10 protein-coding genes are annotated in these 12,924 nt (G+C 68.9%); 5 read left to right on the forward strand and 5 right to left on the reverse strand.

Features of this window, described 5'->3' with window-relative positions:
- The first annotated feature begins 28 nt into the window (after nt 1-28).
- Both ACT9TC_RS14715 and ACT9TC_RS14720 read left to right on the forward strand, forming a co-directional pair.
- A complete protein-coding gene (locus tag ACT9TC_RS14715; protein ID WP_458041200.1) occupies nt 29-2,830 on the forward strand; it encodes an FtsK/SpoIIIE domain-containing protein in 2,802 nt (933 codons plus the stop codon).
- Nucleotides 2,831-2,947: 117 nt separating this feature from the next.
- On the forward strand, nt 2,948-4,498 hold the full coding sequence (locus ACT9TC_RS14720; RefSeq protein ID WP_458041201.1) for an APC family permease: 1,551 nt from the start codon (nt 2,948-2,950) through the stop codon (nt 4,496-4,498).
- A gap of 32 nt (nt 4,499-4,530) precedes the next feature.
- Here the strand turns inward: ACT9TC_RS14720 and ald are convergent, their stop codons facing one another.
- Nucleotides 4,531-5,646, reverse strand: coding sequence for an alanine dehydrogenase (gene ald, locus ACT9TC_RS14725; protein WP_458041202.1), 1,116 nt, complete (start codon nt 5,644-5,646; stop codon nt 4,531-4,533).
- A 62-nt stretch (nt 5,647-5,708) separates the two neighbouring features.
- Nucleotides 5,709-6,707: an asparaginase gene (locus tag ACT9TC_RS14730; RefSeq protein ID WP_458041203.1), complete on the reverse strand. Its 999-nt coding sequence runs from the start codon at nt 6,705-6,707 to the stop codon at nt 5,709-5,711.
- 96 nt (nt 6,708-6,803) lie between these two features.
- On the opposite strand from ACT9TC_RS14730, the gene ACT9TC_RS14735 reads away from it, so the two are divergent.
- Nucleotides 6,804-7,277 carry an OsmC family protein gene (locus ACT9TC_RS14735; RefSeq protein WP_458041204.1) on the forward strand — a complete coding sequence of 158 codons (474 nt, stop codon included), beginning with the start codon at nt 6,804-6,806 and terminating at the stop codon, nt 7,275-7,277.
- A gap of 54 nt (nt 7,278-7,331) precedes the next feature.
- Here ACT9TC_RS14735 and ACT9TC_RS14740 read toward each other — a convergent pair whose 3' ends face one another.
- A complete protein-coding gene (locus tag ACT9TC_RS14740) occupies nt 7,332-8,117 on the reverse strand; it encodes a lysophospholipid acyltransferase family protein (RefSeq protein ID WP_458041205.1) in 786 nt (261 codons plus the stop codon).
- Between the two features lie 127 nt (nt 8,118-8,244).
- On the opposite strand from ACT9TC_RS14740, the gene ACT9TC_RS14745 reads away from it, so the two are divergent.
- Together ACT9TC_RS14745 and dxr are read left to right on the forward strand one after the other, a co-directional pair.
- Nucleotides 8,245-9,195: an FKBP-type peptidyl-prolyl cis-trans isomerase gene (locus tag ACT9TC_RS14745; protein ID WP_458041206.1), complete on the forward strand. Its 951-nt coding sequence runs from the start codon at nt 8,245-8,247 to the stop codon at nt 9,193-9,195.
- A 138-nt stretch (nt 9,196-9,333) separates the two neighbouring features.
- Complete coding sequence (gene dxr / locus ACT9TC_RS14750) at nt 9,334-10,419, forward strand: 1-deoxy-D-xylulose-5-phosphate reductoisomerase (protein ID WP_458041207.1); 1,086 nt, start codon at nt 9,334-9,336, stop codon at nt 10,417-10,419.
- A 12-nt stretch (nt 10,420-10,431) separates the two neighbouring features.
- Here the strand turns inward: dxr and ACT9TC_RS14755 are convergent, their stop codons facing one another.
- Together ACT9TC_RS14755 and ACT9TC_RS14760 are read right to left on the reverse strand one after the other, a co-directional pair.
- On the reverse strand, nt 10,432-12,015 hold the full coding sequence (locus tag ACT9TC_RS14755; protein ID WP_458041208.1) for a Mur ligase family protein: 1,584 nt from the start codon (nt 12,013-12,015) through the stop codon (nt 10,432-10,434).
- A 159-nt stretch (nt 12,016-12,174) separates the two neighbouring features.
- Complete coding sequence (locus ACT9TC_RS14760; RefSeq protein WP_458041209.1) at nt 12,175-12,897, reverse strand: YcnI family protein; 723 nt, start codon at nt 12,895-12,897, stop codon at nt 12,175-12,177.
- Nucleotides 12,898-12,924: the final 27 nt, after the last annotated feature.

The raw sequence follows: 12,924 nt of genomic DNA on the forward strand, positions 1-12,924 counted from the left end.
GAGGGCGTGCAGCGCGTTGACTGGCAGTGTGCCTCTCGACGAGCCCCTGATCCTTCCCGCCGTTCCGGTTGCTCCCACCCGTGCGTCGTTCCCGGTGGTGGCGACCATCGTGCCACTCATCGGCGGGGTCGCCCTGTGGGCCATCATCGGTTCGCCCTTCGCGCTGCTCTTCGCGCTGCTGGGCCCGTTCGTCGCTCTCGGTGGGCTCATCGACCATGCGCGAAGCGGGCGTCGGCAGCGTGCACGCTCCGAGACCGAGTACGCCCGAGCCCTGGCCGAGGTCGAAGCCGCCGCGATCGAATGCCAGAGTCGTGAACGCAGCGAGCTGCGCGCCAAGCATCCGGATGTGGCGGCGTTCGCTCTCCGAGGCGAGCAGATCTGGCGAGCCGCACCGTCGGGTTCACGCGATCTCGCCGTCGTCGGTCGGGGAGTGCGGCAGAGCATGACTCGGCTGACGGGCGACTCGTCCCGCCCCGAGGCTGAACGGCTGAGGCGCGAATTCGCCAATCTGGGCGATGCACCGCTGACGGCCGATTGGCGTGCGGGTATCGCGGTGCGCGGAGAGCCAGCGCAGACGCGTGCCGTTCTCCGTGCGCTCGTTCTCCAACTCTGCCTAGCCCACACGCCCGAGACTCTCCAGGTCATGGGTCCGGCGTCCGACGAATGGGAATGGATGTCGGGGCTGCCCCATCACCTGGGGCCGCAGGAATTGCCGCCCATCGTGAATCACGTCGAAGCTCCGACCCGCGTCGTCATCAGTCCCGCGGGGGCGGGTCCCGCACCGACCGGAGTTCTTCTGACGTGGGGGAGTGCGGGCTCGACGATAGATCCCCGATGCGGCGCCGTGCTCGACGTGCGCGAACCCGACGACGCCACGCTCGTGATCGGGGTGGACCGAACCGAGTTGGCCGTCGAGGCGGTGTCGGAAGCGCAGGCACGCGCGATGGCCCGAATCCTCTCGGAACGCGGGCAGACGCTGTACGGGCGGTACGAGGCGGAGCAGGCGGTCTCCTTCTCCGCCGTGCGCACTGTGCCCGGTGTCGGCTCTCCCGGCGGCCTGTCCGTGGCGCTGGGACGAGACGGCGACCGGATCGTGATTGTCGACCTCGTACGGGACGGCCCCCACGCGGTGGTCACCGGAATAACGGGCAGCGGCAAGTCCGAGTTGTTGACCACGTGGATCGCCGGTCTGTGTTCCGCCTATTCGACGCGAGAGGTCACGTTTCTGCTCGCGGACTTCAAAGGCGGCATGACGTTCGACGCTCTCGCCGACCTGCCGCACGTGACCGGGGTTATCACCGACCTCGATGGTGGTTCTGCCGAGCGCGCGATTGCGAGCCTTCGTGCCGAGATGCGTCGGCGCGAGCACGAACTCGCCCTTCGCGGGGCACGGGATATCGCGGATCCGCGGGCCGAGCTATCCCGGCTCGTCATCGTCGTGGACGAATTCGCTGCGCTTCTCGCCGAGCACGAGGGTCTGCATCGCATCTTCGCGGATGTCGCGGCTCGGGGGCGAGCGCTGGGTATGCATCTCGTCCTCGGATCTCAGCGTGCGTCGGGCGCGATGCCCGATGCATTGCTCGCGAACTGTCCGCTGCGGATAGCGCTACGCGCGGCGGACGCTGCCGACAGTCGCGCGATCATCGGTGATGACTCGGCGTCACGCCTGCCCGGCGGGTTGCCCGGCAGCGGCCGCGCCTTCGTGAGGCGCGCGGGCGACTCGGCTCCGCACCCCGTGAGAATCGCATTGACCAGCATCGCCGACCTCGCAGACGTCGCGGCCGCCACTCGTTCGCAGGATCCCCCCAGCTCGCCGTGGCTTCCTGCGCTTCCGCCGACGGTGACGCTCGAACAGCTTCGCGAGCGCACGCTGCGTGAGCACTCGGAGACAGACGCGGGCGTCCTCCTGGCGCTCGCGGACGACCCCGCCCGGCAGCGGCAATTCCCGATCACGCTCACGGCGGCGGGTGGGCTGGCGGTCGTCGGACGTGTCGCGTCGGGAAAGTCGTCGATCATCGCGCTCATCGCGGCACAGGCGGCTGATGCCGTCGTCGTCTCCGACGATCTCGAAGCGGCCTGGGACACGCTCATGAGCGCCGAGGAGTCCGGGCTGTGGCTCGTCGATGATGCGGATGACCTTCTCGCGCGCTTCCCGCCCGATCACGCGGTCGCCGTCAGCGACCGGCTGGACCGGATCGCGCGCGCCGGCCGGCTCGTCGTCACAGCGCGGTCGCTGTCCGGGCGGCTGGCGCGGATCGTGGATGCATTGCCGCAGCGCGCGCTGTTGGCGCTCAGCACGCGAATGGATCATGTCGCGGCGGGTGGCGAAGGCGGCGGATTCCGGCCCGATCTTCCCCCCGGGCGTGGTCGATTGGCGACCTGGGACGTTCAGTTCGCGCGCACCCACGAGCGCCCGTCGTCTGCGCCCGCAACGGTCGCGAACTGGAACCCGGAGATATTGACCGGTGTCGTGACGCGGCAGACGGATACGGTTGCGGATGCTCTGCGTGTGCGCCGGGATGGACGCGGCGACGTGCGGATGCTCCGACAGATCCCCGCGGCGTCCCGGCTCGCCGACATCGTCGGCGACTCGCGAGAGCCGCAGGTTCTCGTGGGCGATGGTGAGGACTGGCTGTCCCACTGGGGGCTGCTGCAGGAGTTGCGCGTTCGGCATCCGTTGGTCATCGACGCGGACTGCCCGACCGAGTTGCGGACCGTCGCGGGGGAGCGATCGCTGCCGCCGTATGCGCGCCCCGGCATCGGACGGGCGTGGCTGTGCGCCCCCGCCTGCCGCCCGGTGCGCGTGAACCTGCTCGGGTCGGAGGGGTGACGCGAGAGCTATCGGCCGCATGACCGAACACGCTTCGAGGGAGACGCAAACGGACGAGGACACCGCCCACACGATTTCTACTTGCGCAGGAGCCTTCCGCTCGGCCAAGGTGTGGACATGACCGCCACCACTCCGATCGACCTCCGCCGTCCCGAAGGCAAGGGTCTCGCCGCCGGCACACTGGGGCTCTGGGGTTCGACCGTGATCGGACTGGCCTCGACGGCGCCCGTCTACTCGCTCGTCGCGACCCTCGGCTTCGTCGTGCTCGCGGTGGGAGCCCAGGCCCCGATCGCGTTCGTGATCGCTTTCATACCGATGCTGTTCATCGCCTTCGCGTACCGCGAACTCAACAGAGCCGTCCCCGACTGCGGCACCACGTTCACCTGGGGCACCAAGGCATTCGGCCCGTTCGTCGGGTGGATGGGCGGCTGGGGCGTGGCAGTCGCCGGCATGGTCGTGTTGGCCAACCTCGCGCAGATCGCGGCCATCTACTTCTGGTCCCTGATCGGCGACGGCTCGCTCTCCGAGAACGTCCCGCTCGTCACGGCCACCGGCGTTTTCTTCATCGCCGCGATGACGTGGATCAGCTGGCGCGGTGTCGAAATCGGCGAGCGCGTGCAGAACATTCTGCTCGCCATCCAATATCTCGCCCTGGCGATCTTCGTGATCGCAGCGCTCACGCAATTCTTCTCGGGCACCGCCCCCAACGCGACGCCGTTCGACTGGGCCTGGTTCAACCCGCTGGGCTTCACCGACTGGTCCGGCTTCACCGAGGCGATCCTGCTCGCGCTCTTCATCTACTGGGGCTGGGACACCTGCCTGGCCCTCAACGAAGAAACGAAGGACCCCAAGCGCATCCCGGGGCGCGCTGCTCTGCTCACCACGGTCATCCTGCTCGTCACCTACGTCACCGTCACCGTCGCCGCGATGATGTACGCGGGTCTCGGAACGAACGGCACGGGGCTCGGCAACGAAGCCAACGCCGACGACTTCTTCCTGGCAATCAAGGACGGCCTGCTCGGCCCGTTCGGGTGGGTGCTCGTCGTCGCGGTCCTCATCTCGGCGGTCTCGTCCACGCAGACCACGATCCTTCCCACCGCTCGCGGCACCCTCTCCATGGCGGCCTACAAGGCCCTACCGCATCGGTTCGCCTCCGTGCACCCGCAGTACAAGACCCCGTCTTTCTCGACCCTGGTGATGGGCGTTGTCGCGTCGCTGTACTACATCGGTATGACACTGATCAGCGACAACATCCTGCAGGACTCGATCCTCTCGCTCGGGCTCGCGATCGCTTTCTACTACGGCATCACCGGCTACGCCTGCGTCTGGTACTTCCGCAAAGACCTTTTCCAGTCGGGGCGTGACTTCTTCTACAAGGGGCTGCTGCCTCTCCTCGGCGCGCTCATGCTCACGTACGCGTTCGTTCAGTCCGCCATCGACATGTACGACGTCGACTACGGATACAGCGGGTCGCTGCTGGGCATCGGAAGCACCTTCGTCCTCGGTATCGGTGCGCTCGCCTTCGGCGTCTTGCTGATGCTCATCTGGTTCGCGTTCCCGCGGTCCAAGCCGTTCTTCCGCGGCGACACCCTCAACCGCGACTCAGAGGTGCTCGTGCCCGACGACCCGGCCGAATACGGGCGTTCGATCGACGGGGGCCTCGCCTAGTCGCGCCAGTGCCGGGCGCGAGCGGCGGGCGCTCAGCCGACGATATCCTCGAGCCGCGTCAGCGGCAGGCCGTGCGCCTCGGCAACTCCCGCGTTGACGATCCGCCCCTCGGCGACGTTCAAGCCGTGTGCGAAGGCGGGATCAGCCGCCAGCGCCGAGCGCCAACCGCGGCCCGCGAGCTGACGGATGTACGGCTGAGTCGCGTTGGCGAGCGCGGCGGTCGAGGTATGGGGCACAGCGCCCGGCATGTTCGCCACGCAATAGAACACCGACCCGTGCACGCGAAAAGTCGGGTCGGCGTGAGTGGTCGGATGCGTGTCCTCGAAGCATCCGCCCTGATCCACGGCGATGTCCACGAGCACGCTGCCGGGACGCATCCGGGCAACCATCTCATTGGTCACCAGCTTCGGCGCACGCGCGCCCGGTACCAGGACCGCGCCGATCACGAGGTCGGAATCGATCACTGCCCGGTCGAGATCGAGCGGGTTGGATGCGGCGGTCTTCACTCGCCCCGCGAAACGGTCGTCGAGTTCTCGCAGGCGCGCGACCTGGGTGTCGAAGACCGTGACGTCAGCACCGAGGCCGACGGCGACCGCCGCAGCGCTCGCGCCCGCCACGCCGCCTCCGATGATCGTTACTCGAGCGGGCCGCGTGCCCGGAACCCCCGACATCAGAACGCCGAGTCCGCCCTCCGATCTGAGCAGGGTGTGCGCTCCGACGGTCGGAGCCAAACGGCCGGCGACTTCGCTCATCGGCGCAAGAAGGGGGAGGGCCCCGCCCGGCAACTGCACGGTCTCGTACGCGATCGCGACGACCTCGTCATCGCGCAGACGCTCCGTGAGCAAACGGTCCGCGGCCAGATGTAGGTAGGTGAACAGCACGAGCCCCGGGCGGAAGCGGTGATACTCGGATGCCACGGGCTCCTTGACCTTCAACACCATCTCGCTTGCGGCCCACACCTCGTCGGCGTCGTCGATCAGCGTTGCGCCCGCTGCGGCGTACTCGCCGTCCGATAACGACGAGCCCTCTCCCGCACCGCGCTGGACCAACAGCTCGTGTCCGGCACGCACCAGTTCGTGGGCTCCCGCGGGCGTCAGTGCGACCCGATACTCGTTGTTCTTGACCTCGGTCGGAACGGCGATCCTCATGCGGTCTCTCTTCCTGAGGGTGGTGAATGCGGGACGTCAGATGCAGACGGACGCGTCGTCCGTCACGAGACGCCGACGGTGGGGCGGATGCGGCCGACAACCTCGGAACCGCCGTGGATGTCGAGCTGGAGGTCATTCGATACGAGTGCGACAGCCGCCGCGCTCAGGGCGCCAGCCGTCTGCAACAGGGTGAGGGCGACGATGGGTGCCGCGCGCTGGCCCCCGTCGAGCATTTTCAGAGCCACGGTCGTGCCATCGGGTGCCACCGCGACCTGAACGCCCTCGGCGCCGAGCTTTGCGAAAACCCCCAGACGCTCGGCGATGAGCGTGTCGGGCTGATCAGGTCCGGCGATCGTCCACGGGTTCTCGCGCACCGCACGGACGACGGCCGCGGCCTGACGGTGCAGGGCGAAGGGCGATCGCTCGGACGCTGTGCCCATGCGGTGAATGCCGCGTGCGAGCCCGTTGAGGGTCACGGCATGGACCGGCGCCCCGCATCCGTCGATGACGCTCGCCTGTATCTTCTCGCCCGTGAGACGCTCGATCGTGTCGCGCAGGTGACGCTGCAACGGATGGTCGGAGCCGAGGTAGCCCGCCGTGTCCCAGTCGTTCGTGACACACGTCAGGAGCATTCCGGCGTGCTTGCCCGAGCAGTTCATCCGGACCGGCGCCGCGGGATCGAGGTCACGAATCTGGCGGTCGCGGGTTTCGGGATCCGACGCCCGGGCTGCCGGGCATCCGAGGGCATCCTCGGTCAATCCCGCCTGCTCGAGGACGGCGCGGACGACGCCGACATGGCGATCCGTGCCGGTGTGACTCGCGGTGGTGAGCCCGAGGCGCTCGCCGTCGAGCTCGACGCCGGCCGTGAGCATCCCGACGGCCTGGAACGGCTTGAGGCTCGAACGGGGCAGAAGAGCCGCTTCCGCATCGCCGAAGGATGCACGGATCGTTCCGTCGGGTGAGAGCACGACCGCGGCGCCACTATGCCGAGACTCGACGAAGCCGCCGCGATCGACGGTGGCGAGTTCGACGGCGCCCGGAACGGTGAGGGATCTTGACACCAGGTCAGCCTAATCGCGTCGCCACGCGCCACCCGCTCGGCGGGCTCCGCGGCCGGCGTAAGCGATCAGCATCCCGAGGCATGGGAAACTTCCCCTATGAACGGCGAACACCGCTATCGCGTGGCCACGACCTGGACTGGCGACCGCGGAACGGGCACCAGCGGCTACCGCGACTACGACCGGTCGGTCACGATCGAGATCGCCGGGAAACCCGGGCTCGAGGCATCCGCGGATCGTCCCTTCCGGGGGGATCCCGCGAAGTGGAATCCCGAAGACCTGTTGGTCGCCGCGCTGTCAGAGTGTCATCTGCTGAGCTACCTCCACGCGTGCGTCACGCTCGGGGTGATCGTGCTCGACTACTCCGACGAGGCGGAGGGGACGATGGCGCTCGACGGCCGCGGGGGAGGCGCTTTCACCGAGGTGGTGTTGCGGCCGCGCGTTGTGGTGGCGGATGCCTCGATGCTCGATGAGGCGCACCGGGCACACACTCTCGCGAACGAGTGGTGTTTCATCGCGAACTCGGTCAACTTCCCGGTGCGCCACGAGGCGACGATCAGCGTCGCGGGCTGAAGCTGCCCGGACCCGCCCGGCGTTCGGTCGGGCGCGTCGGGTTGGGTCGGCGGGTCAGAGCCGCTCGTGCGGCAGCACGCGCTTGATCTTCTCGACGGCGCCCTGCGCGGGTGCCTCGTTGTAGGTGCCCGCGAGTTCTTGACCCGTGAGCGCGTGGATCGCAGCCATGATCTCGTCGGTCGCGCCGCGGCGAGCACGCCCAGACTCGGGTGCGCCGTGGTGGGACAGGTCGAGAGGTTGACCGAAGCGGACGGTCACCCTCTCGCGGAGCGACGGCATCCGTGCGCCGACCGGCATGACCTCGGCCGTCCCGATGAGTCCCACCGGCACGACCGGGGCACCGGTCTGCAAAGCGAGGAACGCCGCGCCCGTCCGACCGCGATAGAGACGACCGTCGAGCGACCGCGTGCCCTCGGGATACAAGGCGACGGCGCGGCCGGAATCCAGAAGCGCCCGCTGCTGGTCGAGGGCATCGAGCGCCGCTTGACCGGCCCCGCGCTGGACGGGAACGGCTCCGATCGCGAAGAAGAACTCACGCGTGAACCATCCGGACATCCCGGAGCCCTCGAAGTACGACGACTTCGCCAAGAAGTGCACGGGTCGCGGCGCCGCAACGGGAATCGAGACCGAGTCGATGAACGAGAGGTGGTTGCTCGCGAGAATCACGGCACCGTCACGGGGAACGTGTTCGCGGCCCTCGATGATCGGGCGATAGACCATTCGCGCGAGCGGGGCGACGAACGTGCGACCCAGTCGATAGGTCCAACTCATCCCGGGTTCACCGTGGGCGAGTTCGCCAGTTGCGGGCGCGCCGGTGGGCTCCGGTTCTGCGGAGGTCATTGCCCGAGGCTATACCGGTAAGCATGCACGCCAGGGAATGCGAGCACGCGTGTGCGGGCGTTCAGGTGAGTCAAAGAAACCTCCGTCAGGATGGATGTCTCTCCCCGAACAGCATCGAGGTCTATCCGTGCGCATTCGCCCGCTCGTCGCCCTGTCGGCGCTCGCCCTGTCCGCCATCGTCCTGGCGGGTTGCTCCGGCGCGGGCACGCCCGATGCCGCCGCTTCCGGTACCGGGTCGCTCTGCGATGCTGCTGCGCCCTCCGGCGACGCATCCGAGGCCGTGACGGTCGAAGGCGATGCCGGCACGGTATCGACCGCGACCTTCACGACGGGACTCGAGGTTCCCGAGTTGGAGCGGACGGTCATCACCGAGGGTGACGGCGACCCGCTTGAAGAGGGCGACTACGTCCAGTACGCGCTGAGCGCATTCTCGGCCGACACCGGCGAGCGTCTCGGCGACGTCGGCTACGTGGAGGGCGAGATCCTGCCCGCTGCCGTCACGAGCGACTCGAACTTCGGTCAGATCATGGGATGCGCGAACATCGGCTCGCGCCTCGTGCTCACGTTCCCGGCGAGCCAGGACTCGACCTCGGGCGAGGCCGTGAGTGCTGAGGTGTACGTCGTCGATGTGCTCGGCGTGACCCCCCTCGCCGCGTGGGGCGCCGACCAGTCGCCCGTGGATGGCTTTCCGGCCGTCGAACTCGCCGAGGACGGCGCACCGACCATCACCCTCCCGGGAGGGGATGCGCCCACGACCGTCGACATCGAGGTGCTGAAGCAGGGTGATGGTGCGACCGTCAACTCGGGCGACACCGTCCTGGTGCAGTACACCGGCGTGAAGTGGTCGGATGGCACGGTCTTCGACTCCAGCTGGGAGAGTGGGGCGCCCGCGAGTTTCACGACCACCGGAGTCGTCGACGGGTTCCGTCAGGCGCTCGAGGGGCAGGCTGTCGGCTCGCAGGTTGTCGTCGTGATCCCGCCCGAGTTCGGCTACGGCGCGGTCGAGGGCAACGAACTTCAGAACGAGACCCTCGTCTTCGTCGTCGACATCCTCGCCACGCAGCGCGCCGCGGGCTGACAGCCCGCCACGCAGCGCGCCGCGGGCTGACAGCCCGGTCGCTGCGCTGCGGGCACTGAGCTGCAGCGCGGTCAGCGACCGGCACGGTCACTGAGCCTGTCGAAGTGGCCTGCTCTGCCCGCTCGGTAGGCTGACCGAATGCGCCGCATCATCATCCTCGGATCCACCGGCTCGATCGGCACGCAGGCGCTCGACGTCGTGCGTGCCAATCCGGGACGGTTCGAAGTGGTGGGGCTCGCCGCCGGCACGGATCGCGCGACGATGGAGGCCCAGGCCGCCGAGTTCGGGGTGGAGCATACCGCCCTGGGAGCGGACGAGGCCGAGGCGCTCGTGCGCAGCGTCGAGACGGATGTCGTGCTGAACGGGATCACCGGCTCGGTGGGCCTGGGGCCAACCCTCGCAGCGCTGGAGTGCGGTCGCACGCTCGCGCTCGCGAACAAGGAGTCGCTGATCGTCGGGGGAGATCTCGTGTCGCGAGTTGCCGCGCCCGGTCAGATCGTGCCCGTTGATTCTGAGCATTCCGCGATAGCGCAGTGTCTGCGCGCCGGGGCGGCGCACGAGGTGCGACGGCTCGTGCTCACGGCATCCGGAGGCCCGTTCCGCGGCCGCTCCCGTGCCGAGCTCGAGAATGTCACCCCGTCCGAGGCTCTGGCTCACCCGACCTGGGACATGGGTCGGATGGTGACGACGAACTCGGCGACGCTCGTCAACAAGGGTCTGGAAGTCATCGAAGCTCACCTGCTGTTCGATGTCCCGTATGACGAGATCGATGTCGTCGTGCACCCGCAGTCGATCGTGCACTCGATGGTCGAGTTCGTGGACGGCTCGACGTTGGCGCAGGCGTCGCCGCCCGACATGCGCCTGCCGATCGCGCTGGGGCTGGATTGGCCGGACCGCGTGGGCGGCGTCGGCCGTCCGCTCGATTGGACCACGACGACGTCATGGACGTTCGAGCCGCTCGACGAGAAGGCCTTTCCCGCTGTCGCCCTCGCCAAGCGGGTCGGCCGCGCGGGAGGCGCGTACCCCGCGGTATACAACGCGGCGAACGAGCAAGCGGTGGATGCGTTTCATGAGGGGCGCCTCGCATTCACCGGCATCGTCGACACCGTGGCGCGCGTCGTGGACGCACACGAGCCGCCGGATGCCTTGACCAGGGAGAGCCTCGCGGATGCCGAGGCCTGGGCGCGCCGAACGGCGGATGCCGCGATCGCCGCTGCATCCTGATCTCCCACGCTCTCAGTCGGGGTAGGGGACCGGCCAGTGCGGCTCCGGCACGGGCCAACCGCGCGCCTTGAGCGCCCGCCTTGCCAGCTCCCGCGCCGAGTACGGGGTTCGGACACCTCGGATGTCGCGGTAGTCCTGGTGCCCCGGGCCCGCCCATAGGATCGCGTCGCCTTCGCCGACCATGTCGACCGCCGCGTCGATGGCGCGCTCCGGCGGTGAGTACTCGTGGATCTCGGCATCCGGTCGCGCGCGTCGCGCCCCCTCGATCAGGGTCGCGCGGATCGAATCCGGGTCCTCGAAGCGCGGGTGGTGGTCGGTCACGACGAGGATGTCGCTGCCCTGCACCGCAGTCCGTCCCATGTCGTGGCGCTTGGTGGCATCGCGGTCGCCGTCGGCGCCGAACAGCATCAGCACCTTGCCGGGCGTGACACGGCGCACCGCGGCGAGGGTCTTCTCGAATGCGTCGGGGGAGTGTCCGAAGTCGACGAACACCGCGGGTCCGCGGTCTCCCGATACGCGTTCCGTGCGCCCGGGGAGGTAGGCGTGGATGGTGCCGTCGCGTTCCAGGGCCTCGACGATCCGATCCCACGGATACCCCGCCTCGCGCAGCATGACGATCGCGAGGCCCGCGTTCGCGGCCATGTGCGGACCGATCACGGGTACCACGGTGGTCAGGTCGCCGTCGGGACCTGAGAGCGTGAACCGGGTACCCGCCTGCGTCTCGTCGTGGATCGTGACGGTCCAGTCGGCCGCCGCGGCAGCCTCGGGATCCGCGGCGATGGCTGGCGTGCCGATCGTGACGGCGGGAATGCCCGAGCTCGCGACGAACTCGGCGCCCGCGGCCGAGTCGAGCGAGACCACGCCGCGCCGGGCGCGGTCGGGCTGAAAGAGTGGCAGCTTGGCCTCGAGATAAGCCCGCATGTCGGGGTAGTCGTCGAGGTGATCGTGCGTGAGGTTCGTGAATGCCGCGACGTCGAAGACGAGTCCGTCGACGCGATGACGGCTGAGGGCCTGGGCGCTCACCTCGACGGCGACGGCCTCGACGCCGCGTTCGCGCATCAGAGCGAGGAGGGCGTGGAATTCGGATGCTTCGGGCGTCGTGAGCCGCGAAACGATGACTTCTCCGGCGATGTGCCGTTCGGCCGTGGAACTGAGCCCGACGACCACCCCGAGCTGCTCGAGGATTCCCGCGAGGAGGTGTGACGTGCTGGTCTTTCCGTTCGTGCCGGTCGTGCCGAGCAGGATCGGCAGGTCGTCGCCGGGGCCGGTGCCGTACACCCAGGCCGACAGATCGCCGAGCAGGGCTCGGGGGTTCTCGACGACGATGATCGGCAAACCGGCGTCGGCTGCGATCTCAGCGCCCGCGGCATCGGTGATGACCGCGACAGCGCCCTTCTCAGCGACCTGCGCGGCGAACTCGGCACCGTGCCGGTTGACGCCCCGGATCGCGACGAACGCCTCGCCCGGGCGTAGGTCGGCGGTTGCCAGGGTGATGCCCGAGACCGATGTGCCGGCGATGTCACCGTGCACGGTAGTCGCGTACCGATCGGCGAGCGCCTGCAGGGAGCGGACGGGCGGGCGTTCGGGCCGGAGCACCGGCGGAAGCCGCGACGCACCCGGGGACGAGTCAGACGATGATTCAGAGGCGGGTGTCGTCATGGCGCCTCCATCTAATCAGACGAGTGGACGGATGCCTCGGTCTGCACGCACTCGGCCCGGTCACCACGCGGGACGTGGTGACCGGGCCGAACCGCATCAGCTGCGGGCGCGACGGAAGGCCAGCAGGGCGACGACGAGGGCGCCCGCGCCGAGCACGAGTCCCGCGCCACCGAGCACGATCGGCAGAGGTGTTGCCTCCGTCGCGGCCTCAGCGTCGGAGGCGTGCTCGTCGGTGTCGGAGTGCTCGCTGTCGGAGGTGCCGGTGCCGTGCTCGTCCGAGGTCGCCTCGCCGACGGTCACCGTGGGCGCCGGAGCGTCGAGCGAGTGCGGGTCGACTCCGTCTTCCGCAATCTCGGCCCAGTCGGTGTTACCGACCTCGCACACCTGGTTGATCGGGAATGCGAGCGTCTCACCCGCCGTGTCCTCGGCGTACTGCACGCCGAGCACGGCGGTCGCGCGCAGTCCGTCCGCGACGGGCTCCTGTGCCGTGTAGGTGACGAGCGAGACAGGACCGTCCTCTCCGTCGCGCTGCACGTCGATATCCCATCCGGGGGCGATCGTCGGCGAGACGGACGACATCCCCTCGGGGATCGTGATCTCGAGTGCTGTCGTCGGCGAACCGTCACACCCGTGGCTGAAGGCGAAGGTCAGTGTGCCGTAGCCGCCGGCGGTCGCAGTATCCGGTGTCGCTGTGACATGTGCGTGCGCGGCGAGGGGCGCCGCGAGGACGAGGGCCGCCGAAGCGAGGAGCGCGGCTCCGGCCCGCGCGCCGAAGCGGCGGCGGGTGGGGCGGGTACGTGCAGGGGTCGTGCCGTTCATGTTCGAAGTTCTCTCTGTGGACGCCGC

Source organism: Microbacterium sp. HM-570, assembly GCF_054165885.1.